The organism is Caproicibacter sp. BJN0012, from assembly GCF_035986805.1.
In the GTDB taxonomy this organism is placed as follows: domain Bacteria; phylum Bacillota; class Clostridia; order Oscillospirales; family Acutalibacteraceae; genus Caproicibacter.
On the sequence record NZ_CP142518.1, the window covers coordinates 3,200,253 to 3,226,960 of the forward strand.

The 26,708-nt window shown below is 49.4% G+C and carries 30 protein-coding genes, 3 pseudogenes and 1 riboswitch; of the genes and pseudogenes, 23 read left to right on the plus strand and 10 right to left on the minus strand.

Features of this window, described 5'->3' with window-relative positions; all coding sequences use genetic code 11:
* The first annotated feature begins 13 nt into the window (after positions 1-13).
* Positions 14-1,831: a VirD4-like conjugal transfer protein, CD1115 family gene (locus VA597_RS15710; RefSeq protein ID WP_212506678.1), complete on the plus strand. Its 1,818-nt coding sequence runs from the start codon at positions 14-16 to the stop codon at positions 1,829-1,831.
* Between the two features lie 12 nt (positions 1,832-1,843).
* The gene (locus VA597_RS15715; protein WP_212506677.1) at positions 1,844-2,098 is read left to right on the plus strand and encodes a helix-turn-helix domain-containing protein; all 255 of its coding nucleotides are present in this window, start codon (positions 1,844-1,846) and stop codon (positions 2,096-2,098) included.
* 135 nt (positions 2,099-2,233) lie between these two features.
* Here VA597_RS15715 and VA597_RS15720 read toward each other — a convergent pair whose 3' ends face one another.
* Positions 2,234-2,410, minus strand: coding sequence for a hypothetical protein (locus tag VA597_RS15720; protein WP_326974856.1), 177 nt, complete (start codon positions 2,408-2,410; stop codon positions 2,234-2,236).
* Positions 2,411-2,471: 61 nt separating this feature from the next.
* Here VA597_RS15720 and VA597_RS17805 point away from each other — a divergent pair, with 61 nt between their 5' ends.
* The 7 genes and pseudogenes from VA597_RS17805 (at position 2,472) to VA597_RS15755 (ending at position 7,493) form a co-directional block, all read left to right on the plus strand.
* Positions 2,472-2,954, plus strand: coding sequence for a hypothetical protein (locus VA597_RS17805; RefSeq protein ID WP_442872782.1), 483 nt, complete (start codon positions 2,472-2,474; stop codon positions 2,952-2,954).
* A 57-nt stretch (positions 2,955-3,011) separates the two neighbouring features.
* Positions 3,012-5,135, plus strand: a complete 2,124-nt coding sequence (locus tag VA597_RS15730; RefSeq protein ID WP_212506676.1) for a heavy metal translocating P-type ATPase — start codon at positions 3,012-3,014, stop codon at positions 5,133-5,135.
* A gap of 49 nt (positions 5,136-5,184) precedes the next feature.
* Positions 5,185-5,565 (plus strand): ArsR/SmtB family transcription factor, encoded by a 381-nt coding sequence (locus VA597_RS15735; RefSeq protein WP_212506675.1) that lies wholly within the window; start codon positions 5,185-5,187, stop codon positions 5,563-5,565.
* 36 nt (positions 5,566-5,601) lie between these two features.
* Positions 5,602-5,728 (plus strand): annotated as a pseudogene (locus tag VA597_RS15740) (transposase); the annotation flags it as partial.
* 199 nt (positions 5,729-5,927) lie between these two features.
* Positions 5,928-6,134, plus strand: coding sequence for an FMN-binding protein (locus VA597_RS15745; protein WP_066648666.1), 207 nt, complete (start codon positions 5,928-5,930; stop codon positions 6,132-6,134).
* Positions 6,135-6,370: 236 nt separating this feature from the next.
* Positions 6,371-6,778, plus strand: a pseudogene (locus tag VA597_RS15750) (cupin domain-containing protein); the annotation flags it as partial.
* Positions 6,779-6,980: 202 nt separating this feature from the next.
* Positions 6,981-7,493, plus strand: coding sequence for a ferritin-like domain-containing protein (locus tag VA597_RS15755; protein ID WP_212506674.1), 513 nt, complete (start codon positions 6,981-6,983; stop codon positions 7,491-7,493).
* An 80-nt stretch (positions 7,494-7,573) separates the two neighbouring features.
* On the opposite strand, the gene VA597_RS15760 is transcribed toward VA597_RS15755, so the two are convergent.
* The 7 genes from VA597_RS15760 to VA597_RS15790 all read right to left on the minus strand — a co-directional run bounded on the left by VA597_RS15760 (position 7,574) and on the right by VA597_RS15790 (position 14,105).
* Positions 7,574-10,102 carry a cation-translocating P-type ATPase gene (locus VA597_RS15760; RefSeq protein WP_212506673.1) on the minus strand — a complete coding sequence of 843 codons (2,529 nt, stop codon included), beginning with the start codon at positions 10,100-10,102 and terminating at the stop codon, positions 7,574-7,576.
* A gap of 106 nt (positions 10,103-10,208) precedes the next feature.
* Positions 10,209-10,299: riboswitch (NiCo riboswitch) on the minus strand.
* A gap of 123 nt (positions 10,300-10,422) precedes the next feature.
* Positions 10,423-11,034 carry a DedA family protein gene (locus VA597_RS15765; protein ID WP_212506672.1) on the minus strand — a complete coding sequence of 204 codons (612 nt, stop codon included), beginning with the start codon at positions 11,032-11,034 and terminating at the stop codon, positions 10,423-10,425.
* Positions 11,035-11,047: 13 nt separating this feature from the next.
* Positions 11,048-11,674 carry a phosphatase PAP2 family protein gene (locus VA597_RS15770; protein WP_212506671.1) on the minus strand — a complete coding sequence of 209 codons (627 nt, stop codon included), beginning with the start codon at positions 11,672-11,674 and terminating at the stop codon, positions 11,048-11,050.
* Between the two features lie 7 nt (positions 11,675-11,681).
* Complete coding sequence (locus VA597_RS15775) at positions 11,682-12,620, minus strand: zinc ribbon domain-containing protein (protein WP_212506670.1); 939 nt, start codon at positions 12,618-12,620, stop codon at positions 11,682-11,684.
* On the minus strand, positions 12,607-12,867 hold the full coding sequence (locus tag VA597_RS15780; RefSeq protein ID WP_066648697.1) for a hypothetical protein: 261 nt from the start codon (positions 12,865-12,867) through the stop codon (positions 12,607-12,609). Before VA597_RS15780 ends, VA597_RS15775 begins: the two co-directional genes overlap by 14 nt.
* Before the next feature lie 14 nt (positions 12,868-12,881).
* Positions 12,882-13,400: an RNA polymerase sigma factor gene (locus tag VA597_RS15785; protein WP_326974860.1), complete on the minus strand. Its 519-nt coding sequence runs from the start codon at positions 13,398-13,400 to the stop codon at positions 12,882-12,884.
* Positions 13,401-13,628: 228 nt separating this feature from the next.
* Positions 13,629-14,105, minus strand: a complete 477-nt coding sequence (locus VA597_RS15790; RefSeq protein WP_212506669.1) for a helix-turn-helix domain-containing protein — start codon at positions 14,103-14,105, stop codon at positions 13,629-13,631.
* A gap of 394 nt (positions 14,106-14,499) precedes the next feature.
* Here VA597_RS15790 and VA597_RS15795 point away from each other — a divergent pair, with 394 nt between their 5' ends.
* The 3 genes from VA597_RS15795 (at position 14,500) to VA597_RS15805 (ending at position 17,177) form a co-directional block, all read left to right on the plus strand.
* The gene (locus VA597_RS15795) at positions 14,500-15,690 is read left to right on the plus strand and encodes an MFS transporter (protein WP_246419221.1); all 1,191 of its coding nucleotides are present in this window, start codon (positions 14,500-14,502) and stop codon (positions 15,688-15,690) included.
* A gap of 66 nt (positions 15,691-15,756) precedes the next feature.
* Complete coding sequence (locus tag VA597_RS15800; RefSeq protein WP_326974861.1) at positions 15,757-16,422, plus strand: ABC transporter ATP-binding protein; 666 nt, start codon at positions 15,757-15,759, stop codon at positions 16,420-16,422.
* Positions 16,419-17,177, plus strand: coding sequence for an ABC transporter permease (locus VA597_RS15805; protein WP_066648709.1), 759 nt, complete (start codon positions 16,419-16,421; stop codon positions 17,175-17,177). Before VA597_RS15800 ends, VA597_RS15805 begins: the two co-directional genes overlap by 4 nt.
* Positions 17,178-17,429: 252 nt before the next feature.
* Here VA597_RS15805 and VA597_RS15810 read toward each other — a convergent pair whose 3' ends face one another.
* Both VA597_RS15810 and VA597_RS15815 read right to left on the minus strand, forming a co-directional pair.
* Complete coding sequence (locus VA597_RS15810) at positions 17,430-17,573, minus strand: hypothetical protein (protein WP_243112480.1); 144 nt, start codon at positions 17,571-17,573, stop codon at positions 17,430-17,432.
* A gap of 18 nt (positions 17,574-17,591) precedes the next feature.
* Positions 17,592-17,720 (minus strand): annotated as a pseudogene (locus VA597_RS15815) (hypothetical protein); the annotation flags it as partial.
* A gap of 54 nt (positions 17,721-17,774) precedes the next feature.
* Between VA597_RS15815 and VA597_RS15820 the strand changes: the two are divergent.
* From VA597_RS15820 to arsA, 11 genes are all read left to right on the plus strand, one after another.
* The gene (locus tag VA597_RS15820) at positions 17,775-18,215 is read left to right on the plus strand and encodes a MarR family winged helix-turn-helix transcriptional regulator (protein ID WP_066648712.1); all 441 of its coding nucleotides are present in this window, start codon (positions 17,775-17,777) and stop codon (positions 18,213-18,215) included.
* Between the two features lie 41 nt (positions 18,216-18,256).
* A complete protein-coding gene (gene arsM, locus VA597_RS15825) occupies positions 18,257-19,066 on the plus strand; it encodes an arsenite methyltransferase (protein ID WP_212506667.1) in 810 nt (269 codons plus the stop codon).
* Positions 19,067-19,080: 14 nt separating this feature from the next.
* Positions 19,081-19,575: a GNAT family N-acetyltransferase gene (locus tag VA597_RS15830; RefSeq protein ID WP_212506666.1), complete on the plus strand. Its 495-nt coding sequence runs from the start codon at positions 19,081-19,083 to the stop codon at positions 19,573-19,575.
* Positions 19,576-19,924: 349 nt separating this feature from the next.
* Complete coding sequence (locus VA597_RS15835) at positions 19,925-20,383, plus strand: C-GCAxxG-C-C family protein (RefSeq protein ID WP_212506665.1); 459 nt, start codon at positions 19,925-19,927, stop codon at positions 20,381-20,383.
* Positions 20,384-20,561: 178 nt separating this feature from the next.
* Positions 20,562-20,891, plus strand: coding sequence for an ArsR/SmtB family transcription factor (locus tag VA597_RS15840; protein WP_212506664.1), 330 nt, complete (start codon positions 20,562-20,564; stop codon positions 20,889-20,891).
* The gene (locus tag VA597_RS15845) at positions 20,879-22,522 is read left to right on the plus strand and encodes an FAD-dependent oxidoreductase (protein WP_212506663.1); all 1,644 of its coding nucleotides are present in this window, start codon (positions 20,879-20,881) and stop codon (positions 22,520-22,522) included. Before VA597_RS15840 ends, VA597_RS15845 begins: the two co-directional genes overlap by 13 nt.
* A 120-nt stretch (positions 22,523-22,642) precedes the next feature.
* A complete protein-coding gene (locus VA597_RS15850; RefSeq protein WP_212506662.1) occupies positions 22,643-22,831 on the plus strand; it encodes a hypothetical protein in 189 nt (62 codons plus the stop codon).
* 70 nt (positions 22,832-22,901) lie between these two features.
* On the plus strand, positions 22,902-23,255 hold the full coding sequence (locus tag VA597_RS15855; protein ID WP_212506661.1) for an ArsR/SmtB family transcription factor: 354 nt from the start codon (positions 22,902-22,904) through the stop codon (positions 23,253-23,255).
* 45 nt (positions 23,256-23,300) lie between these two features.
* Positions 23,301-24,377 carry an ACR3 family arsenite efflux transporter gene (gene arsB, locus VA597_RS15860; protein WP_175391784.1) on the plus strand — a complete coding sequence of 359 codons (1,077 nt, stop codon included), beginning with the start codon at positions 23,301-23,303 and terminating at the stop codon, positions 24,375-24,377.
* 23 nt (positions 24,378-24,400) lie between these two features.
* The gene (gene arsD, locus VA597_RS15865) at positions 24,401-24,793 is read left to right on the plus strand and encodes an arsenite efflux transporter metallochaperone ArsD (RefSeq protein WP_212506660.1); all 393 of its coding nucleotides are present in this window, start codon (positions 24,401-24,403) and stop codon (positions 24,791-24,793) included.
* A gap of 144 nt (positions 24,794-24,937) precedes the next feature.
* On the plus strand, positions 24,938-26,674 hold the full coding sequence (arsA, locus tag VA597_RS15870) for an arsenical pump-driving ATPase (protein ID WP_212506659.1): 1,737 nt from the start codon (positions 24,938-24,940) through the stop codon (positions 26,672-26,674).
* Positions 26,675-26,708 lie beyond the last annotated feature (34 nt).

Consider the following 26,708-nt stretch of genomic DNA (forward strand, 5'->3'; position numbering starts at 1 on the left):
AGGAGGTCTATTTATGATTATTTCTCCGGTTGTCACTCTGCTGATCGCCGGATTCCTGATGTTCGCCGTCATCGGGCTTCTGTCCCTGCTGGCGCATTACTATACCCTCAACGGCATCAAATCCCGGACGGTGGGCGACGGCCAGCACGGTACGGCCCGTTGGGCGACCAAATCCGAAATCAAGCACACCTATTCGGAAGTCCCTTTTGAGCCGGAACTCTGGCGGCAGGGCAAAAACCTTCCTTCCGCACAGGGCCTGATTATCGGCTGGCATAAAGCGCCGCTGTTTGACCGGACCGCTCCACACGGCTACGCGCTGGTTGATGACGACGATATTCACTGCCTCATGATCGGGGCTGCGGGCGTAGGGAAAACCGCAAACTTTTTATATCCCAACCTCGAATACGCCTGTGCGGCCGGCATGAGCTTTCTTACGACCGACACCAAGGGAGATCTGTATCGCAATTATGGGGGGATCGCAAAAGAGTGTTACGGTTACGACGTTGCCGTGATTGATCTGCGCAATCCGACCAAAAGCGACGGATTTAACCTGAATCATCTCGTCAACCGGTACATGGACGCCTATCTACGGGACGATACCAACCTGGCGTATAAGGCGAAAGCCGAGAAGTATGCCAAGATTACGGCGAAAACCATCATCGGATCTGGCGGGTTCGATATTGCCACGGCAGGCCAGAACGCCTTTTTTTACGATGCGGCGGAAGGTCTGTTGACCTCGGTCATCCTTCTGCTCGCGGAATTCTGCCCTCCGAAGAAGCGTCACATCGTCTCCGTCTTCAAACTGATTCAGGACCTGCTCGCACCGAGCGGCGTGAAGGGCAGGACTCTGTTCCAGTTGCTGATGGCGCATCTTCCGGACGACCACAAGACAAAATGGTTCGCGGGCGCGGCGCTCAACAGCGCGGATATGGCGATGCAGAGCGTCCTTTCCACGGCGCTTTCCAGGCTCAACGCATTCCTGGATTCCGAACTGGAGCAGGTTCTGTGCTTCGATACCGCCATAGACGCGGAAAAATTCTGCACGGAGAAAAGCGCCGTTTTTCTTGTCATGCCGGAAGAAGATAACACGAAATATTTTATTATCTCGCTGATCGTCCAACAGCTTTACCGTGAAATCCTCTCGGTGGCCGACGAGCACGGCGGGAAGCTGCCCAACCGTGTCATGATGTACCTTGATGAGATAGGGACCATTCCAAAAATAGAGTCAGCCGAGATGATGTTCTCATCCAGTCGCTCACGGCGGGTGTCTATAACAGCCATCATCCAGAGCCTTGCTCAGTTGGAGAAAAATTACGGAAAAGAAGGCGCCGCCATCATCGTGGATAACTGCCAGGACACGATTTTCGGAGGTTTCGCGCCCAACAGCGAGTCGGCGGAAACCCTGTCCAAATCGCTGGGAACCCGAACGGTGATGAGCGGGACCGTTAACCGAGGCAAAAGCGACGGCTCGCAGAACCTCGAAATGATCGAGCGTCCGCTCCTTTCGCCGGACGAACTCAAATCCATGCCCAAGGGCAGATTCGTTGTGACGAAAACCGGCGCTTATCCAATGCGCACCCGGCTCAAGCTGTTTAAGGATTGGGGTATCACCTTCGGAAAGCCTTATGAGGTTGAGGAAAAGTCGGCCCGGAAGGTGGAGTACGCCGACCGGTTCGAGCTGGAGGAAGAACTCATCCGCAGGAATGCGGCTTATACGGTTGACCCGGACATAGCTGAAGGTGAACCCAGTACACACGGTGGGATCGAGCATGCGCCTGCGCAGGAGATAAATGGTTTTCCTCGAAGAAAAGATCCCGTTCGCATCGAATAGGAGTGATATGTCGTGGGGTATTTTACATCTTTGTATGCTTCTGAGCTTCCTCACCGCGCGGTTGCCGTGTATATGTACCTGCGCGACCGAGCCGATAAGGACGGCAAATGCTACCCGGCGATCGGTACCATCGCACGGGAGCTGAAGCTGTCCAAAAGCACGGTCAAACGGGCTATCGCCGATCTTGAAAAAAGCGACCACCTCTGCAAAGAGCCGAGGTGGCGCGAAAACGGCGGAAAATCCTCCAATCTGTATCACATAAGGTAAACGCTGAAAAAGTATCTGCTCTGCCAAGAAGAAAGTCTGCCCACAGGTGAACCGTGGAACGGTTCATGGTGAACCATGAAAGCGAACCTCCTACTCTAAGCAGATCTAAATCAGAGAAAAGACAAGCGGAAAGGTTTATTTTTCTTTCTTCCTTTCTTTCACCGGTATGGGAGTAACCTCCGCTGTATCCGGGTCAATCAGAATAATTCCCTTGTTCTTTTCTCTGGCGTATGTAACGAGATGAGCGGCAGATTCCACAAAAACGAGCATCTGTTCTTTGTAAACCGCCAGAACGGAACCGGAGCGGTTCACCAGTATTCATTGCAGCGGGGATAAAAACTGTTTTTAAGTAAGCGTCAAAAACGCCGTCACCTTGACAGAATCAATTGGTGTCGCGCTAAGTTTTTCATTGCTCCTGAATGTCCGGCACATCCGGTGTCAGATATTTGCTTTTGAGCGCGCGCAGAACATCGCTGATGGTGGAAACCGATGCCACATTCTGTATTTCCACCCCCGCTTCCCGAAGCGGGTTGTTACGACGGCTCCCGTAGTTGGTGCCTCTTTTGGGGGATCCAGTTCAGCAAATACCGTTCGCGGGTCGGCGATGATTTCTCCATCCGGCTGGCTGCAGGCCAGCAGTGCTTCGAGCCGTACTCTCCGGGAAAAGGTACACAAGCCGCGCAATAAAGTCATCAGATCCGCGCCGGGAAAACGAGTCAATCTGCTGGTGTACATTCGGGCCAAACTCCGCGCCGGAAAAGGCATCGGCTACGAACGGTGGGCCAGGATTTTCAACCACAAACACGGCATCCAACAGATCCGGAATATTTTTTTTTCTATTGACAATAATTTATGATAATGATAATATAACGATTAAGCAATCGTTTAATCGTTATATTAGGGGGGCTTATCCATGTCGACGAAGGTATTTATGCTTAATGGGTTGGACTGCGCCAACTGTGCCGCAAAAATAGAAACAGAAATTAAAAACATTGAAGGGATTAAGTTCGCTTCAGTAGATTATGTTTCTAAGAGACTTACTTGGGAAGCTGAGTCGAATACCAATGTTCCTATGTTAGTGGAGAAGATAGAAAGCATCGTAAAAAAAATAGAACCGGATGTGAAAATTGCTTTAGTGAAAAATCCTTCTAAATCTAAAATAGAAGAAAAAGATGACGACGATGAAGAAGGGCATAAAAAAGAGATAGTCGAACTGGTGATTGGAGGAACTTTATTTGTTGTTGGATTGATTTTTAAATTTCAAAACTGGCTTGAACTTACCATATTTTTAATAAGCTATATCATTGTTGGCAGAAAAGTTGTTTTAAGCGCAATAAAGGGGATCGTACGAGGTCAGGTATTCAGTGAGCACTTCCTGATGAGTGTTGCTACAATCGGTGCCTTCTTTGTTGGAGAGTATCCGGAAGGCGTCGCCGTTATGTTGTTCTATCTGGTTGGGGAATTATTCGAGGATATGGCCGTGGATAATTCCAGAAAGTCAATCAGTGAATTAATGGATATAAGACCTGATTATGCAAATTTACAGGTTGGCGAAGAACTCAAAAAAGTATCTCCTGATGAAGTAAATATCGGTAATAAGATCGTAGTAAAACCGGGAGAAAAAATTCCTCTTGACGGCAAGGTCATAGAAGGCACTTCAATGGTTGATACAGCGGCATTGACCGGAGAATCCGTTCCACGTGAGTTAAAACCCGGAAGTGATGCTTTGAGCGGGTTTGTAAATAAGAATGGCGTTTTGACTATTGAAGTTACAAAAGGATTCGGAGAATCTACAGTTTCAAAAATCTTGGATTTAGTACAGAATGCCAGCAACAAAAAAGCGCCAACTGAAAAATTTATAACAAAATTTGCGCGTTACTATACTCCGGTTGTTGTATTTGGAGCATTGGCATTAGCAATTATTCCGCCTTTGGTTATTCCAGGAGCATCCTTCTCTGACTGGATTTACCGAGGGTTAGTATTCTTGGTGGTTTCCTGCCCCTGCGCGTTAGTGCTTTCAATACCATTGGGATTCCTTGGGGGAATTGGGGGAGCTTCAAAAAAGGGAATATTAGTAAAAGGCGGCAACTACCTTGAAGCATTGAACAATGTTGAAGCAGTTGTTTTTGATAAGACGGGGACTTTAACCAAAGGTGTATTCAAGGTTACAAAAGCGATTTCTGAAAACGGTTATACAGAGGATGAACTGATCAAATATGCGGCATATGCTGAAAGCTATTCAAATCATCCGATTGCACTTTCAATTATAGCTGCTTATCATGCTGAAATTGATAAATATAAAATTGAAAATTATCAGGAAATAGCGGGACATGGAATTAAGGTCAATGTCAATGGAAAGGAAGTACTCGTTGGAAATACTAAATTAATGATCAGTGAAAACATCCAATACACTGATGTGGATACGTTAGGCACAGTAGTACATGTGGCCATAGACAAAAAGTATGCGGGCAGTATCATAATTTCAGATGAGGTGAAAGAAGACTCTGCAAAAACAATTAAAGAGTTGAAAGCGCTTGGCGTTAGAAAAACAGTTATGCTTACTGGCGACTTGAAGAAGGTGGCAGACAATATCGGCAAGGAATTAGGTTTAGACAAGGTTTATTCTGAACTGTTACCCGCCGATAAAGTTGAAAAAGTTGAATCCCTGGAAGCCCAAAAATCTCACAAGGGAAAGATTGTATTTGTTGGTGATGGAATTAACGATGCGCCGGTACTTGCAAGAGCCGACATCGGTATCGCTATGGGAGGCTTGGGCTCGGACGCTGCGATTGAGGCCGCAGATGTAGTGATTATGACTGATGAACCTCATAAAGTAGCATCAGCGATAAAAATTGCGAAAAGAACGAGAAACATTGTATCTCAGAATATCGTGTTTGCATTAGGAGTTAAAGCCATATTCCTCGTATTAGGAGCATTGGGGTTAGCTTCCATGTGGGCGGCCGTGTTTGCAGATATGGGGGTTGCTCTGATTGCAGTTGTTAACGCAATGAGAGCTCTGAATACGAAAAAAATATGAATCTTTTTATGATTATATCTTATATTGTTTATATGAAAGGGTGGCTATAATGTCTGAAAACCACGAAAACATGACAGATCAAGAAAATGCAATGTGTGATATCACTATTGTTCATCAGGATATATTAGATAAAGTGAAAAAAGAAATAACTGACGATGATACTTTGTATAATATGGCTGGTATATTTAAAGTACTCAGCGATCCTACACGCCTAAAAATTATAAATGCGCTTATGCTTTCTGAAATGTGCGTGTGTGATATTGCAGCTTTGCTGAATATGTCGAAGCCTGCTATTTCGCATCATCTAAAATCGTTACGGCAAACCCACTTAATTAAATACAGGCGTGACGGGAAAATCGCTTATTATTCACTGAATGATGCACATATTAAAATGATGTTTGATCTATGTATAACGCATATCAAAAAATAATGATACAGGTATTAGTTTAGCTGAAATGAGGCGGGGGTGCGCCGGCTGATCTACACCACCAATGTTATTGAAGGCTTCAACCGGCAGCTCCGAAAGGTGACGAAGGCGAAATCGGTCTTTCCGACGGATGACAGCCTGCTCAAGATGCTGTATCTGGCCATGATGGACATCACGAAAAAATTGACCGGCAGGCGGCAGGACTGGAGCGTGATCCACGCCCAACTGGCCGTATATTTTGCCGGCCGGATGCTGTGCTTTCTTTTATGTCTATGTCCATACACTTTCCGCTCAGTCGTCGGGGCCGGTATAAGGACGGTACTTATCATGGATTTGGCGCCGGATTTCGGGGAGGAACAACGACGGTGACGGTCGAAGTTTCAGGCGGGAAAATTACTGCAATCCAAGTGGATTCCAGCGAGGATGCTCCGAGCTTTTTCAATGCTGCGTACACAATGGTTTCCAATGAAATCATCAGCAACCAGACAGCGGAAGTGGACGCTGTATCCGGCGCGACATACAGCAGCAGGGGCATTATGGATGCAGTTTCCAATGCCTTGGCTCAAGCATAATGATTCATTTAAAGATGCAAATATTGGGGATGAATTTCCGTCTACAGGTTTATTGGGTCTAAGCAAGGTTTCCGTTCCCCTCAGCGGAACAGATTGAAACGAACTGAGCCAATCGCGCGGCAATAACATGGAACAACGCTCGAAACCCATATCGTTTTGAAAAGCACTTTTCCGGCAGATAATTCATATTATGGGTTAAAATCAACGGGAGAGGATCGGAAGATATGCCTGATGAAGAATTAAGAGACTATGGCCCCATACCAATAGTAGTGAATATTGAAGCGGTTACGGAGCAAAACAATACCTTCCGTACCGCTTTCTGGACAGGGAATCATCTGCAGCTTACGCTGATGAGCATTCGTGTGAACGATGATATCGGCTTGGAAATGCACCCTGATGTTGACCAGTTTATCCGCATCGAGCAGGGCGAAGGGCTTGCGAAGTTCGGAAACCGGAGAGACAATATGAATTTTCAAAAGCGAGTCGGGCCAAGCGATGCCATTGTCATACCAGCCGGGACATGGCATAACGTCGTCAATGTAGGCACCGTACCCTTAAAAGTATATTCGATTTATGCACCTCCCCAACATCCTTGGGGAACCGTTCACAAAACGAAAGACGACGCAATAGCAACAGGGACATAAAATAACGGTATCATCAAGCGCTTTGGAGTATTTGAATTCGGGCCCAAGTCCCATTGGAATAATGATGCAGAAAAAGATTTGAACAGATGACTAAGGCAGGATCAGCCTACTGTACGCTATTCCTGCCTGTCCAATTTTGAGGCTAAAAGGGAGAGGCTCTCAGCGGCTGAAGGCAGATTTATATGAAAGGCGGAGGATTATCATGAGCTATACGCATCCGAACGGACAGCCGCAGGGCACGGCACAGAAGTTTACGGATAAACTCAGGGAAATCCTGATCAGTGAAATCATCGCGATTAACGGTTACCAAACCCACATCGCCAACTCGGACATTTCTGAAATAAACGATGCCTGGCACAGTATTATGCTCGACGAAAAGCAGCATTACGGCTGGGTGCTGAAGCTGCTCCGCAAATATGATCCGGAGCAGTATAAACAGTTTTTAGCTCATAAGGACGACAACCCCGGGCCCCAGACACCGGTGTCGCTCTCCCATTCCCAGTCCGGCGGTGCGGCCATTCTGAACGATATCCGGGACGATATCAAGGGAGAACTCGAGGCCGTGATTCTGTATGAAGCGCAGCTGCCAAAATATCCATATCGGGATATCCGCACCACCTTGCAGGCCGTGATTGACGACGAAAAAGGGCACGCGGAGCATCTTACCAGGCTATTGCTAAAATATGACGTCGATCCGTATGATGAACTGGTTTGATTCCGGGCATTTCAGGGAACCGACAAACTTGAACGGCCATGAAATCCATTGGGGATGTCACGGCCGTTCTGATTTTACTGTTAATTCTTTCTCAGATGTTTTACAAGTTTTACGATTTCGACCCAAAGTACCGACGCCGCCGACATCACGATTACGGCGATCGCTTCCGGTCCGGTCAGCGGAGCCAGCTTCACAAAGGCTGAAAGCGGAGTGTATAAGAGCAGGACAAGCATGGAAATGGTTCCCGCAAAGGCCGCCCACATCACCTTGTCTTTGATCAGACGGTGGAATGACTGGAATGCAAAATCCGTTTGGGAACTGTTGACCAGAACCAAAAGCAGATTGCTTAGAAAAATAATGGAAAGGCCCATTGCACGGGCAACCGGAGCGTTTACGGCTGGATCTGCCATAAGAACCGTATAATAGGTTCCAAAAGAAGAGGCAAAAACCGTCAGCCCCTGCAGAATGCTTCTGAAGAGACCTTTCGCTCTCATCAGTTTTTCTTTCGGATCACGGGGATCGCGTTCCATCACATTCTGTTCCGCGGGCTGCCGTTCAAAAATGATGGAGCAGGTCGGGTCGATAATCAGTTCCAAAAGGACGACATGGATGGGCAGTAACATAAGGTTCGCCGGATTTACTTTCAGAAGAGGGGCCAACAGACAGGAAAACGCGATTGGAATGTGAATCGTGAACACATATCCGACCGCTTTTTTGATGTTGTCGTAAATCCGCCTGCCGTCCCTGATGGTATCCACAATCGTCGAAAAATTATCGTCAAGCAGGATGAGATCGGCGGCTTCGCGGGACACCTCCGAACCGCGCTTTCCCATCGCGATGCCGATATCGGCATATTTGAGCGCGGGGGCGTCGTTGACCCCGTCGCCCGTCATTGCCACGATCTCGCCGTTTGCCTTGAAAGCCTTCACGATGCGCATCTTATGCTCCGGGACGACGCGGGAAAAAATGCTGACGGAACGGACACGTCTCTGAAGTTCCTCATCCGTCATCCGGTCGATCTCGTCGCCAGTGACGGATTTCCCGCATGGCATGCCGATCTGCTTCGCGATCGCGCCTGCCGTGATGCCGTTGTCGCCCGTAATCATCACAACGCGGACGCCTGCCTTCCTGCAGCGGAGGATATCCGCTTTTACGGATTCCCTCGGAGGATCCGCAAGGCCAACCAATCCGCAGAACTGAAGGCGGCATTGGGCCAAAGAAGCGGGAACTTCGCCCGCCGTTCCAACGTCCATTCTGCCAACCGCGATCACGCGGAGCCCGCGTGCCGCCATATCGGCGGCTTTTTCCTGCGCTTTGTCCCGTTCGTCCGAATTGAGATTACATAAAGCGAGGACCTTTTCCGGCGAGCCTTTCGCGGCGATCAGGATTTCATTGCCGCGTCTCCAGACATGGCCCATCATTTTTGCCTCATGAGTGAAGGAATATTCCCGAATCAGCTTGCCGCCGAACAGGAAATCCCTGGACAGGCCCCTGCCTTCACAATACGAAATCATGGCCTTTTCCATAGGGTCATATGCGTCCGGTTCGCAGGCCATCCCCATGACCGCGCAGAGGTCCCGCTCTTTGTTTTCCTCTGTCCACGTATCGCATACGGTCATCTGATTCATCGTAATGGTGCCGGTCTTATCAACGCAAAGAACCGACACGGCGCCGAGCGTTTCCACGGAAGCCAGCCTGCGCATCAGCGAATGCTTTTTTGCAAGCCGCCATGCGCCCATGGAAAGGAAGACTGTCAAAATAACCGGGAACTCTTCCGGGATCATGGCCATGGCGAGCGTGACGCCGGAAAGGATGCTTTCGATCAGCCTGTCGGTAAATTGGTGGTCCGGGATATTCAGCCAGGTGAAGCAGCCTACCAATACAAACAGGACCGCCGCAATAACCGCGCAAAGCTTCACGAGCCCGCGGGTCTGCCTCTGAAGCGGCGACGGGGCTTCCGGTGCGCCGACGACATTTGTACCGATTTTCCCGAACTCGGTGGCTTTGCCGATTTGATCCACGCGGACCAGCGCGCTTCCCTGCGTCACAAGAGTCCCCGCGTAGCAGTGGTCGCGCCGCCAGTGCCCGCCGTCTGCATCGGCGGTCCCGAGCGCGACCTTCCAAACGCCTTCCGCTTCGCCCGTCATGGACGACTCGTCGACGCACAAATCGTTCGCCTGAAGGATCTCCCCGTCCGCCGGGATCTTGTCGCCTTCGGCAATCAGCATGATATCCTCCGGGACAAGATCGGCGCTGTCGATCCGCCGCTCCGCTCCGTCCCGCAGCACCGTAATGCGCGGCGCCGCGAGATCCTTTAAGGCGTTCAGAGTCTTGTCGGTTTTCCAGCCCTGAATCACATCGATACTGATCATACCCGATACAAAGATCAGCATAACAACTCCGTCGCGCGGCTCACCCAGCAAAAAATAGATGACCGCCGTCACGATGAGCAGCAAAAACATAGGTTCCGACAAGGCTTTCAAAATCTCTTGAAGAACATTCTTTTTCTTTTTCGGAATCAATTCGTTCCTGCCGAATCGCTTTTGACGTTGCACGGCTTCCGCCGTTGTCAGGCCGGTTGGATTTATGGTTTTCTTTCGTTCTGTCATAAAAGTTACCTCCATCATGCTTCTCAGCATTTATGCGACAGCTCTATGGCATTGCAAAGATACAGCTGCAGCCTCAAAAGGGTACAAAAATACCTGTGAGACAACATACTGTCCCACAGGTTCTGATCAACCTGTTGCCGCGAGGCCCAGCCCCATAAACCCAATATCGGGTTTATCGCCTGCTCAGTTTGTACTGTAGATTAAATGCAGCGCAGAGAGATGAAAGATATTTTATCATATTCATTTACTCACGTCAAGTGATTAAAAACAAAAATATAAGATTCCTATCATGAATTTTATGGCGGATCCTGAGAGAAAACCTATTTTTGATTTTTCCTTTTTTTAGAAATCCAAACAACAAAACCGACCCCTCCGACCGCCATCACGGCGAGAGCAATGTAGGTATAGAGATTCATGGATTGGCTGACGCGTTCCCAGCCGGCTCCGGCAAAAGCGCCCAGCAGCACCAGAACCACATTCCAAATTGCGGAGCCGAGGATAGTGTACAAAAGGAACCTGCCTCTGCGCATCCGCGCCATCCCCGCAGGGATGGAGATGAGGCTTCGGACTAATGGAATAAACCGGCAAAAAAAGACGGTGGAGGCACCGCGCCGATTAAACCAGTTATCCGCCCGTTCCACATCCCCTTTTTTCAGCCCGAGGACATGTCCCCATTTCCCGATGAACCTGTCCATTTTCTCGGCCGGAAGCAGCCGTCCGACGCCGTAAAGGACGATTGCCCCGGCCACCGACCCGATGGTGGCGGACAAGGTGACGATCCAGATGTTCATGCTGGTGTAAGTGGTCATGAAGCCGCCGAAAGTCAGGATCAGCTCGGACGGAATGGGAGGAAACAGGTTCTCGATTGCGATCAGCAGTGCTATCCCCACGTATCCGTACTGGTTCATAATATGGATGACCCATTCCTGCATTTTGAACTTCCTTTCAAAAATCCGAGTTTTTAATCTTTGCTTGTCTGCCGTTCCAAAGCGAGTAAACCAGCAGGGATATGGCGGCCCCGAACAGCCAGCCGCCCAGAACATCGCTCGCATAGTGGACGCCCAGATAGACTCGGCTGAATCCGATCAGGCCCGCCAAGGCGATGCACAGGGAAGAAAGAAATAGTTTTCGGGAAAAACTTCCAAGATACCGGATGATCATCAAGATCAGCATGACATAGAGCGACGCGTTGATCATCGCATGGCCGCTGGGAAAGCTGTAGCCCGTTTCGCTGATCAGCCGGAGGACATTCGGGCGTCCCCTCGCGAAAATCTGCTTCAGGAGGACGTTGAACACACCGGACATTATCACTACCGCCGAAGTAGGCAGTGCGATGGTTCTCCTCGTTTTTGGTGCGAGAAACAGTGACAGGCAGAACACAATTACAGTAATTGGATCGCCGAGATGGGTGATCACCTTCATCATTGCAGTCAAAACGGGTGACATATTTTCCACTGCTTCCCCATAAAACCATCCTTCAAAGCGAATAGTGATTCCGGCATAGATACATACAGCGAGCATCGCAAATAAAATGACCGGCATCACCACAAGCCATATGATGCGTTTATTCATCCCGTCCCTACTCTCCTCCATCCAGTGCGCTGCCGCAGTGTTTGCAGTACCGGTCGTCTTCGCTCCCCGGCATATGGCACCGAGGACATATTTTTCCGAGTTTCGCCCCGCAGCAGGTACAGTAGGCGTTGTCTTTGTTTTGCACGGCTCCGCACCGGTAACAGGTCTGGCGGCTTTGCCGGTACAAAAGAAAAACGAGCCATCCGGCCAGATTGGTAAAAAGCGTGGCGATCCCCCATACCGCCGCGTCCATCCGGGCCTTGAGGGCCTGCGCGTAAACCCAGAGGGCCAGAAGGACCCAGTAAACCATGAAGGAAAGGACGGCGAGGGCGGCTGCGGCCTTCAGATAGAATTCGCCGCGCGGGACCGGCTGAGCGCTGCTGATAAAATAAATTTTTCCGCCGCCCGGCTCGTCCGCCAGGTAAGAGAGCAGATAGTTTTTCTGCTGCCGGTCTTGCTTTTTATAAAAGGAGCGATCCTGCATCTCCTGCTCCGCCTCTTCGTCGATTCCGAGCAGTTCTTTCGAGGCTTTCAGCCTACCGCCGTCCAGCAAGCGGAAATGCAGGTTCGGATTCGTCGCATCCGTGAAATAACGATTTTGGCCATCCGGTTTCTCCACAAGGTTCAGAGAACCTTCCTTTGACAAATCCGAATGCTTTGCGGCGAACAAAATCCGGTTTTGTCCGTCCAAAATCAAAATGTCCACCAGATCCGGCGAGGAAGCCGCCAATTGATTCAGCTCGGGCTTTAATCCCTCGTATCCGCTCTTCATGCCGATTGCCTGTTCGCTCACTCTGCGGTACCCTTGGGCAAGGACGATCCTGTCCCGGAAAGTATGGACCAGAAAGCCGGCCGACAGGATTCCGGCCAGGACCGCAAGGACCAGGTAAACGGTCACCGCTTTCTTGAAATTGAATTTTTTGATGGCAGCGTCAAAGTGATTCATTTTCGGAACCTCCCGATTTCCTGCTGAAAATCAGCGGGGACAGTAGGCAAAAGCCGACGGAAAGGAACAGGACGGACGGAATGCAGAAACTCCAGAGACTGACTCCGAGAAAGACGAGCAATCCAGGGAGCAGAAGAAACAGGCAACAGGCGACGACGAAGGCGGCGCGCAGAGCACGATCCCTGCGCCGCCGGCAGATTTCAAGACATTTTCTATCGATCTCGCTATCCAGCCTGGACAGAATCACATTTTTATCCTGTTTTATAACAAAAGCCCCCTTTTCAGCTTTTTCCTCAATTTGGTCATGCCGTTGTGGATGCGGCTTTTCACTGTTTTTGGGTCGCAGGAGAACCGATCGGCTATTTCCCGAAGCGTTTGCTGTTCGCAGTATTTCAACCGGATGGCGGCGGCCTGCTCGGGCGGCAGACTTTCCAGCGCCTTTTTTAGTTTTTCCGCCTGCATACGGTTCAGCACCCTGTCCTGCACATCGAAGGAAGACGGCAAGTCCTGCTCCTCAAAGCTCAGTGTTTCCGGCTTGCTCCGCCTTAGAAAATCAAGATAGCAGTTTTTGGCGATTGTCATTACCCAAGTGGAAAAAGCAGTTTTTTTGCGGACGTCGAATCGGTCGATGCCCCGAATCAGCTTCACGAATGTGTCCTGCGTCAGGTCTTCGCTGAGGGAAGAATCGTTCGTCAGCTTGAAAAGGAATTTTGAGACGTAGGGATAATAAAAGACGATCAGGTCCTGAAACGCTTCCTTTTCCCCTTTTTGAGCCTTCAAAATCAAAGAACGCTCATTCAAACCCTCACCGCCTTTTGACTCTGCTTATTACACGCAGCGGACGGAAAAAAGTTGCAGGGAATCGCAAAAAACAGAATGCCCGTTTTCCGGCATGTGCGGATTCCCGGGTGAAGGCATGGAAAAAGCAGCGAACCCGTCGGACAAGCCGGCAGATCGCTGCATTGGGCCTGAGCCGGGGCGGATATCCGCACGGCCCGAGCGGGCGTATTATCGATCTTTCTTTTGAGGAATCGCTTTGAATTTCTGATTTGCTTCCAGTTTGCATTCTTCGCGCAGGCTCCAGAAAATTTTGAACTCCAGCTTTTCGACTTCCCGCTGCTGCTTATAGCTGACGCGCAGAGTGGCTTCCCGCGGGATCGTGACGTCCCTGCCGAGCTCCGGCAGCAGCGCCTGGATGCGGTTTCCGTTTTTTCGCAGAGAGTCCAGTCTGCTTCCGATGCCGTCGAGCAGGTCGAGGGATTTGCCGGGCGTGTCCTCGGAAACCATGTACCGCTCGTTTTGGTTGATATAGTTCGTCGAATCCCCGGCGGCGAGCCAGCGGACCAGCGCTTCCCGGCTGAAGCGCCATTCGCGGCCGATTTTCCGGGCGGGGATATGCTCCTCCCGGAGCAGTTTAATCAGCGTCTTTTCGCTGATTCCCAAAAATTCCGATGCCTGACTCAGATTTAAGATGTCGTTGTCCATGTTGTTCCTCCTCCCGAACCGTCTGCGGAATATAGTATAATACTTCCAACCTAAAATGGCAAGCCGAATGGAAATTAAATTCACTATGAAAGAACTTAACGGTAATCTGGCGGTATTTTTAATCTTTTCCAACGCCTTTCCGGCATCTTCGGCGGGCAAACCGGCTTTGCTCTTTCAATTTTCCACTATTGTAATTGATGTTGGCACTAAGTACGCTTATCATATGATTATATTCCGTTATACATTGACTTTATTCAGTATTTGCGCTATCATAAGATAAATTTGTAATTCTCTGTTTTCACGGCGGCATGACGGCGGATTTGTGCCGGCGCGGTCGGCTTTTGTTTTGAAGGAAAGTACGGGAGTATGCGGCACGAATACGGGGGCGTTTGTTTTGTCGAAAAAAAAGATGATAATCGTTTCCAATATTTTTCTGATCGGGCTGGTCAGCTTTTTTATGGATATGAGTACGGAAATGATCTACCCGATCATTCCTCTGTACCTGACGGCGGTTCTCGGGGCGACGCCGGCCATCGTCGGCGTGATCGAAGGCGTTGCGGAAAGCGTCGCTTCCCTTCTGAAAGTGGCGAGCGGCTACATCGGGGATCGATATCAAAATAAAAAACGGTTGGCTTTCCTCGGATATTCCGCCTCCGTGCTCTATAAGTTCGTCCTTCTGATAGCCGGCTCGTGGGGCGGCGTGCTGGCGGCGCGGGTGATCGACCGCACCGGCAAGGGGATCCGGACCGCCCCGCGCGACGCTTTGGTGGCGCAGTCGAGCGAAAAAGGGAAACTGGGCGGTTCCTACGGTTTACATAAGATGCTCGATATGGCGGGGTCTTCGCTCGGGGCCCTTTTTGCTTTCCTGTTTATCGCCATCGGAATGAAATATCGCTCGGCGTTCCTCTGGTCCGTCATTCCGGGCGTCGTCGCCGTGACGATCATCCCGCTGATCCGGGAGGAAAAGGGAGCCGCCCCAAAACAGCGGAGGCTGGCCTTTCGGGGCCTGAAACTGGACGCAAGACTGAAATGGTATTTCGCCGTTCTCTTCCTTTTCTGCCTCGGCAACTCTTCCAACGCCTTCTTGCTGCTCAAGGCGCAGTCGCGCGGGTTTTCCACCTCCGAGGTGATGCTGCTCTATCTGATTTTCAACGTTTCCGCGTCCATTCTGGCGATCCCGGCCGGCCGGCTGTCGGACCGGTTCGGCAGAAGCAGGGTCCTGATCCCCGGCTATCTGATCTACGGCCTGGTCTATCTGGGGTTTGCCCTGCTGACGTCGAAAGTCTCCCTGCTGATCCTGTTCGTCGCCTACGGCGCTTATACCGCCTTTATCAGCGGGGCGGAACGGGCGTTGATCGCGGAGGCGTCGCCGGCGGAATATAAGGGGACCGTGCTCGGCGTCTACGGCATGCTGCAGGGCTTCGGCCTCCTGTTTTCCTCCATAATCGCCGGCGGGATGTGGAATGTCTGGGGCTCCGACGCGCCGTTCTGGTTCGGCGGCGTTCTGGGCATCGTCTCCGCCCTGCTGATCGCTGTCATCCTCCGCTCCGGGAAAGGGCGGAAAGCGGCGGACCGTTCGGATTGAAGCCGGAACAGGAGGAAATTTTCAGAAAAAGCGGCCGCTGCCGCCGCGGAAAGTCTTGATCTTGAGGTGAAAGCATTGGAACAGCTCACATTCCGGGATGTTTCCTACCGGCAGGGCGGAAAAGAGATTCTCAAAGACGTTTCGGCACAGTTTTCAGCCGGCGACTTTGTCTCCATCGTCGGCCCCTCCGGAAGCGGGAAGAGTACCTTTTTACGGCTGTGCTGCCATCTGATCAGCCCGACGGAAGGAAAAATCTTCTTCCATGGGAAGGATATGCTTCAGGAAGATCCGATCGGGCTGCGGAAAAAAATCAGCTACTGCTTTCAGGAGCCGGTCCTCTGGGGGAATACGGTGGAAGACAACGTCGCGTTTCCCTACCGCGTCAGGGACCGGAAGATCGACCGGGAAAAAATCGTTTCGCTGCTCGCCCGCTTCAATCTGGACGAAAGCTACCTCTCGCATGAGGTCAAAGGGCTGTCGGGAGGGGAAAAACAGCGGATCTCCCTGATCCGCACGCTGCTTTTCGAACCGGAAATTCTGCTGCTGGACGAAGTGACTTCCGCACTCGACGCCGAGAACACGGAACTGATTGAAAAAGAAATCCTCCGGCTGAACCGGAAGGGCGTCACGGTCCTGTGGGTCACCCACAACACCGCCCAGAGCCGGAAATACGCCAGCCGGCTGCTGCCTCTGGAAAACGGCCGAATCCAATCATCGGAGGAAATCAAATGAACGGTGCGAATATCAGCGACGCCTCTCTTCTGATGGCGTCTTCGTTAGTTCTCGTCTCTCTGCTGTTTTCCTATTTTCAGAAACTTAGGCTGGAAAAAGAGACCCTCATCAGCGTCATACGGGCGGTCATCCAGCTCTTTGCGGTGGGATATGTCCTTCAATTTATCTTCAGACTCCGCAACCCGGCCGTCACGACGCTGATTGTGCTCTTCATGATCTTTAACGCGGCCTTTAACGCGGCCAAGCGGGGAAAAGGGATCAAAAACGGAATTCTGATTTCTTTCCTTTCCATTTTAGTCGGCGCAGGCGCCACGCTTTCCGTCCTGGTCCTCTCCGGCGCGGTGCGGTACGAGGCGAATCAGATCATTCCGATCAGCGGCATGATCATCAGCAACGCCATGGTCGCCATCGGCCTGTGCTACCGGCAGCTCACCGGCGATTTCAAAAGCCGGAGGAACGAAGTGGAAATCAAGCTTTCGCTGGGCGCGGACCTTCTTCCGGCTTCGATGGATATTCTCCGGGACTCGATCCGCACGGGGATGGTTCCCACCATCGACTCCACGAAGACGCTGGGAATCGTCTCCCTTCCCGGCATGATGACGGGGCTGATCCTTGCCGGCACATCCCCGCTCATGGCAATCCGGTACCAGATCATGGTGACATTCATGCTGCTGTCTACGACGGCGATTTCCTCATTTATGGCCTGCTTTCTCTCTTACCGGACCTTCTTCAATGAGAGAAAGCAACTGCTATAGCGCTTTTAAAATAAACGGCCCCTCGCGGACTGCTCCAGCGTGTGGGGCAGAATCGCCGCAAAAGGGCCGCTTTTTGCCGGGTATAGGGCAAAAAGCAATTTTTCGCCTTTGCCCCGGACATAGGAAAAAGGGCCATTTTGCAACAGCCCCTTCTGTTTGGTTGCGGAGGCAGAATTTAAACCAACGGCCTTTGGGTTTTACCGCTGACACAGAAAGCCTTGGACTGGGAACTGAAACATTGAATTTTCTGGTTCACTTTGGCCAATTGCTTTTCATGGAGGCGATGCGACCTTCCACATCCCTTTTATGTGCCATTAGAATTTCGCAGCGCTGAGGCAGAGTCTGCTCCGCCCTGCGGCTCAGATCGACGAATTCCCTGATCTTTTTGATTGGCATTCCGGTGTTTTTCAGGCAAAAAACCAGACCAAGCCACTCCAGGTCTTCTTCCGAAAAACGCCGGACGCCGCCGCAGATAGTCTTTTGCCGGCAGAGGTAGCAAGCTGGCCCCCACTCCCTACCCCCAACGTAGGCAAATATTTTTATTTAACTATTGCAATATACAACTGTTGTATGATAGAATATGCACGAGGTGATGAAATGATTGACCAAGGGAGCGCAATCCTGAGAGAGCTGATCCGGGTGCTTGTAAGGAACTTAGGCATCCTGGAAAAAGGCGATGCCTCTTGCTGCGGCGTTACGATCACGCAATGTCACGCCATTGTCGAAATTGGCCGGAAAGAAAAAATATCACTGGTGGACCTTGCCGACTTATTGGGCGTGGACAAAAGTACCATGAGCCGGACTGTCAATAACCTTGTGGAAGCGGATTTAGCGGTGCGGGAACTGGATGCTGAAAACAGGAGATATGTTACAATTCAGTTGACAGAAAAGGGCAAAGATGTATTCCGGAATATTGAAAAAAGCATGGAGAGCTACTACAAAGGGATATTCGGTTCCATTCCAGAGGATAAAAGAAGTCAGGTGCTGGAAAGCTTGAAGCTCCTGGCGGACGCGGCGCAACGCAACAAATGCTGTTAATCGGAAATGATTTTATTGCTAATTTTAAGGAGGCTATCTTTATGTCGAAGAACATTCGGGAAGAAATCAAGGAGCATTACGGCGATATTGCAAAAAAAGTGTCTGAAACCGCAAAAAGTTCCTGTTGCGGTGGCGGGTCTTGCTGCGGTGATATATCGAATGATCTGTATTCTGTAGAATATGTTGCCGGATTGCCGGAAGAAGCGATCCGGGCCTCGTTGGGCTGCGCGAATCCGGTTGCCCTTGCAAACCTGCAAAAGGGTGAAACGGTGCTGGATTTGGGCAGCGGCGGCGGGATAGACGTGCTGATTTCCGCAAAATTTGTGGGCGAAACAGGCAAAGCCTATGGATTGGATATGACCGACGAAATGCTGGAACTGGCGAATCGCAATAAGGAGAAGATCGGCGCGAAAAATGTTGAATTTATTAAAGGATACATTGAGAATATTCCACTGCCAGACGAATCTGTTGACGTTGTTACATCGAACTGTGTAATCAACCTGACTGAGAACAAGGAAGTCGCTCTGAGAGAGGCTTATCGGGTCTTGAAAAAGGGCGGAAGACTTGCGATTGCTGATATTGTTGAACTGAAAGCCGTTCCGGATGAGATTCGCAAAAGCGTCCAAATGTGGGTCGGCTGCATTTCCGGGGCATTGAGCGTCGCAGAATATGAACGAATTCTGAAAAAAGTCGGCTTTACAAACGTAGAAATTACGCCTGTCAATATCTATACAAAAGAAATCATCCGAAGTATTGCGGAAGAAAAGGAACTTGGTGAGATTTACTCCCACCTAAACGAAGATGCCTTGGACGGTGCTTTTGCGGGCGCACATGTAAAGACATATAAATAGAGAAAGGCTTTGAAATGGACTTTACGATTGAGAAGATGGAACCGGCCGACTGGCCTCAGGTTTCTACCATCTATTCGGCAGGCATCAAAACCGGGATCGCAACTTTCCAAAGAGACGTTCCAAGCTGGAAGGAGTGGGATCAAAGCCATCTGAATTCCTGCCGTTTTATTGCACGATTCAATGATGTGATTTTGGGATGGGCAGCTTTATCCCCAACCTCCAGCAGATGTGTCTATGCGGGAGTAGCCGAAGTCAGCATATACATCGATCCGGAATATAAACATCAGGGCATAGGAACTAAACTCCTGAAAAATTTAATTCAGCAGTCGGAAAAAGAAGGTTTCTGGTCTTTGCAAGCCGGAATCATCAAAGAAAATACCCACAGCCGAGAATTACATCAGAAATGCGAGTTTCGGGAGCTTGGCTTCAGAGAAAGATTAGGACAGATGTCAAATGAAAAATGGCATGACGTCGTTTTAATGGAGCGCAGAAGCAAAGCTGTTGGCTGAATCAATCTATTTCAAGTAGAAAGCAGTGGCATAAAATGGTTCTTCTTTTCATAACTTTACTGATCATCGTCGCGGTAACTCCAAGGGAAAGCAACTCCGATTATGAGGAATATTGCCGGATGGAATGCTGGAGCAGGAGATTTCCGAAATCGTCGAATTAGTCAGAAGGCGGCTTCACGAACAAAATTCGTGAAGCTCCTTTTCTTGTCAGGCATTTACCAGTTCTAAAAATATTTATAAATTCGATTTTTCGATTTAAAGATACTGACAATCATCGATATTGACTTTATACTGTATCATAATATATATTACATATCCGATTACTTTAATTTAGAGGGGAGCAACAGCAATGACATTACAAAAAGAAGTGTTGGCCACCCAAGCCGTTGATCTATTCAGAAATGGGCTCTATTGTTCGGAAGCAATTCTTCAGGTTTTTAATAAGGAGCTTGGCCTGGGATTGAATGACACTGCCATAAAAATGGCAACCGGATTTGGCGCAGGTTTAGGTGCGTCGAAATGCTGCTGTGGCTCGCTGACAGGTGCAGTGATGGTTTTAAGCGCCGTGAAAGGCAGAACAAGTACAGAAGGCAATGTAGATGAGGTGTTTTCCTTAACTCAGGAATTGCATAATGAGTTTAAAAAAAGATATAAAGCTACCTGCTGCCGTGTGCTGACGAGATCAGTAAAATGGGGAGAACCGGAGCATCATCAGCTCTGTGAGCAATATGTCAGAGGTGCTGTAGAAATATTAACTGATATTTTAGAGAGGGAAAGTAAGCCAGCACCAGTAAAAAGCAATGGGTAACCTGGAACTGAACTAAATTAAACCCAAGGCCGCAGAAACAGCTTGCCGCCTTGGGTTCTATTTTATAAAAATTTTTCTCCGACATATTGACATTCATCGATATAAGTATATAATATAGATGAATTTGAATGAAATTGATGCATGTCTATCTTGCGCAAAACTGGGAGGTGTACAGAAAATGAGATATTCCCACGCGGAATATGCCCCGGTGTTTAAGGCGCTGTCCGACGAAACGCGGCTGAAGATCGTCGAGATGCTTTCCTGCGGCGAAATGTGCGCCTGTGACATACTGGAATCCTTCAAGATCACGCAGCCTACTCTTTCCTACCACATGAAGATCCTGACGGATTGCGGCCTTGTGAACGGCAGGCGCGAAGGAGCTTGGATGAGGTATACAATCAACGTCAAAAAGGTTTCCGCCATAAAAAAATTCTGGGACGAAATCACATCGGAGCATCGGGATTGTATCTGTAATAATGTCGAGGAGGCAGGAAAATGCGAATCATAATCATAGGTGCAGTTGCTGCCGGAACTTCCGCAGCGGCAAAAGCAAGAAGGAACAGCGAAAGCGCCGAAATTGTCGTCTATGACAAGGACAGCTTTATTTCTTATTCCGGCTGTGGTATGCCCTATTACATCGGCGGCGAAGTCGAAAACGCAGACGAACTCACCCCACGCGATCCCGCGTTTTTCAAAAGTAAATACAATGTGGATATTTTGATCCGTCATGAAGTGCTCTCGATTAACCCCGATCAAAAGGTTCTGAAAGTCAAAAACCTTACCACCGGAGAGGTGTTTTCCGATTCGTATGACAAGCTGGTGATCGCAACCGGCGCGCAGGCGGTTGTTCCGCCGATCAAGGGCGCGGACGGACGACATATCTTTACCCTGCGCAATATCAACGACATGAACCGCATCAAGGTTTATATCGATGAAAACCGTCCGAAGCGTGCGGCGATCATCGGGACGGGCTTCATTGGGCTGGAAGTGTGTGAAAATCTGAAAAAGCTCGGCCTGGAGGCGACCCTGCTGGAAAAATTACCGCAGGTGACGCCGGGGCTCGACAGCGATATGGCCGTCTATGTACGGGACCATATCGAAAAGAACGGCGTTCCCGTCCTAACGGCCGTTTCTGTCGTGGAGATCACGGAAAGCGGTGTCATCCTATCGGACGGCAAAGAGATTCCCGCGGATCTGGTCCTGATCTCCGCCGGGGTCCGCCCCAACACAGTGTTGGCGAAGGCGGCGGGGATCGAACTCGGCGTCTCCGGCGCGATCCGCGTGAACACAAAGATGCAGACCAGCCAGCCGGAGATCTATGCCTGCGGCGACTGCATCGAGCAGTTTCATACGGTGACGGGGAAACCGGTTTACCGGCCATTGGGTTCCACTGCCAACAAGACCGGCAGAATCGCCGGTGACAGCATGACGGGCGGCGATCTGGAATTCAGAGGCATCCTCGGTACCGGAATCTTCAAAATATTTGATATGACGGTAGCGCAGACCGGTCTTTCCGAACATGAGGCGCTTGCTTTGGGTTATCAAGTCCAGGTTTGCCACAACATCAAGCCCAACAGGCCGGAATACATGGGCGGCCGGGAAATGGTCATCAAGGGAATCGCCGACCGCGTGAGCGGCAGACTCCTGGGTGCCCAGATTGTCGGGTATGAGGGCGTGGACAAGAGAATCGACGTGTTTGTGACAGCGATCACCTTCAAGGCGAAAGTGGAAGATCTTTTCCATCTCGATCTGGCCTATGCCCCGCCGTTTTCCACCACAAAGGATCCGGTGATGTACACCGGCATGATCCTGGACAACGCCATTCACAGGGGCAGGCCGCTGATTACGGCGCAAGAGCTCGATACCCTGGTGCAGTCGGGACAAAAGTATACGCTGATCGACGCCAGAGCTGCCGCTCAATATGAAAAGAATCATATTGAAACCGCGAAGAGCATCCCCCACGCCAAAGTGAGAGCCGCGGCCGAGTCGTTGGATAAGGACGCGATTACGGTTACCTACTGCAATAAGGGCGTAACCGGAAACGCAGCGCAGAACATCCTGATCAACGACGGATTTCAAAAAGTTTATAATCTCTCGGGAGGTCATAAGCACTACTGCAAAATACATTCAGAGAAATAAACCGGTATTATGTTCTTGTAACAAATAGTCAACGAGAACATATAGTATGCGTATATGAGCATCTAAGTATAAAAGCTTTAAAGGTAAATCCTATTTAACTGAAAGGAGGAGGATTTTGGTATGAAAAACGATTTGAGTATTAACAACTTCAATGGTGTTTCATACAGAGATGATATTTCTTTCAGTATTATTAACATGAACGGAATTACAAATAAGGATGATATTTCCTTAAGTGTTAATGACATGAACGGCGTTTCAAATAGGGATGATATTTCCTACAGTATAAATAAAATGAACGGTATTTTATAAGGACAATGTCCGGATTTGGCTACGATCCAGCCAAAAGAAACATATAAAGCTCATAGGAAGGGAGTTGTAAATGGTTGAATTTTTCAAAGCCCTGTCGGAGGAAAGCCGACTGCGGATTCTTTCTTTGCTGCTTGAACGGGAGATGTGCGTGTGTGAAATTGAAGCATCCTTAAAAATGACACAGTCCAATGCTTCACGTCATCTGACCGCCTTAAAAAATTGCGGAATTCTTGACAGCTTCAAAAAAGCACAATGGACTTATTATCGGATCAATAACTGCTTCAAGCGCGATAATGCTGAGCTTTGGGAGTATCTCCAGTATCACTTGAGGGAACTTCCAACTTACAAAATTGATCTGGCAGAGTATCAAAAGTGCAGCGGTCAAAAGTTATGTGACACGATTTCTCCACAACAGAAACATTGAGATTGCAATTCAAGTTTTTTAGTATGATATTTAGGGGCGATTATAATGAGTGATGAAAAAACACAAGGCATTGGTTTCTTTGAGAAGTATCTGACGGTTTGGGTGCTTCTCTGTATGGCGGCAGGCATTCTGATCAGTAAATTTCTGCCGGTAATTCCTGCATTTCTGGAAAAACTTCAGTACGCGCAGCAGAATATTCCGATCGCGATTCTGATCTGGATCATGATTTATCCCATGATGCTGAAGATCAATTTCCAATCCATTAAAAACGTGGGAAAGCATCCCCTCGGTATCCTCATATCGAGCGGGAGCAGTTGGGTGATCAAACCATTCCTGATGCTGGGGCTGGCAACTCTCTTTCTTAAAATAGTATTCAGCGCCTTTATCCCCGCCGACCTGGCACAAAATTTTGTTACAGGCGCGGTCCTGTTGGGGACGGCTCCCTGCACCGCGATGGTGTTTGTCTGGAGCAATCTCGCCAAAGGCGATCCAGCGCACACCCTTGTACAGGTTTCGGTCAATGATCTGCTGATTCTTGTTCTGTTTGTACCGCTGGTTTCCTTCCTGCTCGGCGTGAACAACGTTCAGATCCCTTGGGATACCCTTATTTTCTCAGTCGTGCTCTTTGTTGTAGTCCCTTTGGTCGGGGGTGCTGTTACACGAGTTACGATGATCAAAAAAATGGGAGAAACGGCTTTCAATGAAAAATTTGTTTCCAAGTTTGACAATGTAACGACGCTGGGCTTGTTGCTGACTTTGATCATTATTTTCTCATTTCAAGGCAACATCCTTCTGGAAAAACCGCTTTATGTCCTGATGATCGCCGTACCGCTGATCCTCCAGAATCTTATCTCCTCTACGTTTACCTATTTGCTGTGCAAATGGACAAAACAGCCGCACAATATAGCGGCGCCGGCATCCCTGATTGCCGCTTCCGACTTCTTTGAACTTTCAGTCGCGGTAGCAATCTCGCTGTTCGGCCCAAACTCGCCGGTCGTGCTGGCCTGCACTGTCGGCGTCCTTACGGAAGTCCCTGTGATGCTGATGCTTGTCAGAATCATTACGAAAACCAAAGACTGGTATTACAAAGGCTGGCATTCTAAACCTGCCGTTAACAACTAATTTTATTTTAGGAGATGTCTTATATGAAAAAAATGCAAATCTTTGAACCTGCCATGTGCTGCTCAACCGGCCTTTGCGGAGTTGGAGTCGACTCCGAGCTTCTCAGGATTTCGACTGCCCTGAATACACTCAAAAAAAACGGGATCAATGTTGAACGGTTCAATTTGTCCAACGCTCCGCAGCAGTTTGTAAACGATAAGACAGTCAACCACTTTATCAACACAAAGGGCGTTGAAGGGCTGCCCGTCACTGTTTTGGATGGAGAAATCGTGATTGCAGGCCGGTATCCGACCAATGAAGAATTTGCCAACCTGCTCGGCGTTCCGGAAACTCTGTTCGGCGGAAAGCCGAAGGCCGTTAAAGTTACTCCGAGAAGGTCAGGCGGATGCGGCTGCTCGGGAGGAAAGTGCTGCTGATTTGGTTCATACTTTCTGCTGAGAAAGAGATTTAGCACTTCTAACAAGATGATAGGAGCATATCTTCCCAAATCAGTTATGTGAATTTTTCACAAGGGACGAGGATGCTCCTTATCTTTTTATCGAAAATTGGAGGTTATCATCATGGAGAATTTTAATCCGCAATCGATCAGGTTGACAAAATATTTATTTTACACGGGAAAAGGTGGAGTTGGAAAAACATCGACGGCGTGTGCTACGGCCGTTACCCTTGCGGATAGCGGAAAAAAGGTCCTCTTAATCAGCACGGACCCCGCCTCGAATTTACAGGACGTTTTCCATACGGAGCTTACGAACAAAGGGGTAGCGATTAAGGAAGTCCCCAATCTGGTTGTTTCCAACCTCGATCCCATACAGGCAGCAGCAGAATACAGGGAAAGTGTCATCGGCCCCTATCACGGCAAACTACCTGATGCGGTGATTAAAAATATGGAGGAACAGCTTTCCGGTTCGTGCACGGTCGAGATTGCAGCCTTCAATGAGTTTTCAAAGTTCATCACGGATGAAACGGTGCGAAAAGGCTATGACCACATTTTGTTTGATACCGCCCCGACCGGGCATACCCTCCGAATGCTGCAACTGCCGTCTGCGTGGAGCAACTTCATAAGCGAAAGCACGCACGGAGCTTCCTGTTTAGGCCAGCTTTCGGGATTGGAAAGTAAAAAGGAAGTTTATAAAAAAGCCGTCAAAACCTTATCCGACGGGAATCAGACGACGCTGATTCTTGTTTCGCGTCCGGAAGAAGCACCTTTGAAAGAAGCGGAACGAGCATCCAGGGAACTGGCGGAGATTGGTATCAACAATCAAACACTGGTGATCAATGGTGTGCTAACTTCTTACGATGACAGCGTTTCCGAAAGTCTGTATCGGAAACAGCAGGATGCGCTTCTGAGTATCCCGCAACGCTTGAAAAAACTGGTCGCATACCGGATTCCGCTCCGAGCCTATAACATTACCGGAATTGACAATGTCAGGGCTTTTCTGACCCAGAATCAGTATAGGGTCCGCGATGAAAAAATCAGGGCTAAATCGATTCCTCATCTGGAAGATGTCATTGACGATCTGTATCGCACGAATAAGAAGGTCATCTTTACCATGGGGAAAGGCGGCGTCGGGAAAACCACCATTGCGGCTGCGATTGCACTGGGTCTTTCAAAAAGAGGCAGGAAGGTTCATCTGACCACCACAGACCCGGCCGGGCACCTGAAATCCGTAATCAGCGAGGCCAGCGGCATCACCATGAGCCATATTGATGAACAAGCCGAACTGAAAAAATATCAGGAAGAAGTGCTTACCAAAGCGAGGAAAACCATGTCCGCTGATGATATCGCTTATATCGAGGAAGATTTACGTTCTCCCTGTACGCAGGAAATCGCAGTATTTCGGGCTTTTGCTGAAGTTGTAGAGAAAGCGGAAGACCAGACCGTCGTGATCGATACCGCTCCGACAGGACATACCCTTTTGCTGCTGGATTCCACCCAAAGCTACAATCAGGAAATCAAACGCTCCCAGGGCGAAATCCCGGAATCCGCGAGAAAACTTCTGCCTCGCCTCCGCAATTCTGATGAAACCGAGGTCATTATTGTAACTTTGGCCGAGGATACGCCCGTCTATGAAGCACTGCGCCTTGAGGAAGATTTAAAGCGTGCCGGCATCGAAGCAAAATGGTGGGTAATCAATTCCTCCTTCTACCGGACCGGTACAACGAATCAAATACTTTCTGCGAAGGTGAGCAACGAAATCGAGTGGATCAACAAGGTGGATGAACATTCCAAGGGAAATTTTGCGGTAATTGCATGGAGCGCTGAGGAAATCGAAGGAGATAAACTGCTGACAATATAAGCTAACACTTTCCAATGGGACGATTGTGTCATTA

Bases quoted from the DNA above. Each gene is read 5' to 3' on its own strand.
- VA597_RS15710 (WP_212506678.1), top strand. From the start codon at position 14: ATGATTATTTCTCCGGTTGTCACTCTGCTGATCGCCGGATTCCTGATG.
- VA597_RS15730 (WP_212506676.1), top strand. From the start codon at position 3,012: ATGTCGACGAAGGTATTTATGCTTAATGGGTTGGACTGCGCCAACTGT.
- VA597_RS15735 (WP_212506675.1), top strand. From the start codon at position 5,185: ATGTCTGAAAACCACGAAAACATGACAGATCAAGAAAATGCAATGTGT.
- VA597_RS15755 (WP_212506674.1), top strand. From the start codon at position 6,981: ATGAGCTATACGCATCCGAACGGACAGCCGCAGGGCACGGCACAGAAG.
- VA597_RS15760 (WP_212506673.1), bottom strand. From the start codon at position 10,102: ATGACAGAACGAAAGAAAACCATAAATCCAACCGGCCTGACAACGGCG.
- VA597_RS15765 (WP_212506672.1), bottom strand. From the start codon at position 11,034: ATGCAGGAATGGGTCATCCATATTATGAACCAGTACGGATACGTGGGG.
- VA597_RS15770 (WP_212506671.1), bottom strand. From the start codon at position 11,674: ATGAATAAACGCATCATATGGCTTGTGGTGATGCCGGTCATTTTATTT.
- VA597_RS15775 (WP_212506670.1), bottom strand. From the start codon at position 12,620: ATGAATCACTTTGACGCTGCCATCAAAAAATTCAATTTCAAGAAAGCG.
- VA597_RS15790 (WP_212506669.1), bottom strand. From the start codon at position 14,105: ATGGACAACGACATCTTAAATCTGAGTCAGGCATCGGAATTTTTGGGA.
- VA597_RS15805 (WP_066648709.1), top strand. From the start codon at position 16,419: ATGAACGGTGCGAATATCAGCGACGCCTCTCTTCTGATGGCGTCTTCG.
- VA597_RS15810 (WP_243112480.1), bottom strand. From the start codon at position 17,573: ATGCCAATCAAAAAGATCAGGGAATTCGTCGATCTGAGCCGCAGGGCG.
- VA597_RS15820 (WP_066648712.1), top strand. From the start codon at position 17,775: ATGATTGACCAAGGGAGCGCAATCCTGAGAGAGCTGATCCGGGTGCTT.
- arsM (WP_212506667.1), top strand. From the start codon at position 18,257: ATGTCGAAGAACATTCGGGAAGAAATCAAGGAGCATTACGGCGATATT.
- VA597_RS15830 (WP_212506666.1), top strand. From the start codon at position 19,081: ATGGACTTTACGATTGAGAAGATGGAACCGGCCGACTGGCCTCAGGTT.
- VA597_RS15835 (WP_212506665.1), top strand. From the start codon at position 19,925: ATGACATTACAAAAAGAAGTGTTGGCCACCCAAGCCGTTGATCTATTC.
- VA597_RS15840 (WP_212506664.1), top strand. From the start codon at position 20,562: ATGAGATATTCCCACGCGGAATATGCCCCGGTGTTTAAGGCGCTGTCC.
- VA597_RS15845 (WP_212506663.1), top strand. From the start codon at position 20,879: ATGCGAATCATAATCATAGGTGCAGTTGCTGCCGGAACTTCCGCAGCG.
- VA597_RS15850 (WP_212506662.1), top strand. From the start codon at position 22,643: ATGAAAAACGATTTGAGTATTAACAACTTCAATGGTGTTTCATACAGA.
- VA597_RS15855 (WP_212506661.1), top strand. From the start codon at position 22,902: ATGGTTGAATTTTTCAAAGCCCTGTCGGAGGAAAGCCGACTGCGGATT.
- arsB (WP_175391784.1), top strand. From the start codon at position 23,301: ATGAGTGATGAAAAAACACAAGGCATTGGTTTCTTTGAGAAGTATCTG.
- arsD (WP_212506660.1), top strand. From the start codon at position 24,401: ATGAAAAAAATGCAAATCTTTGAACCTGCCATGTGCTGCTCAACCGGC.
- arsA (WP_212506659.1), top strand. From the start codon at position 24,938: ATGGAGAATTTTAATCCGCAATCGATCAGGTTGACAAAATATTTATTT.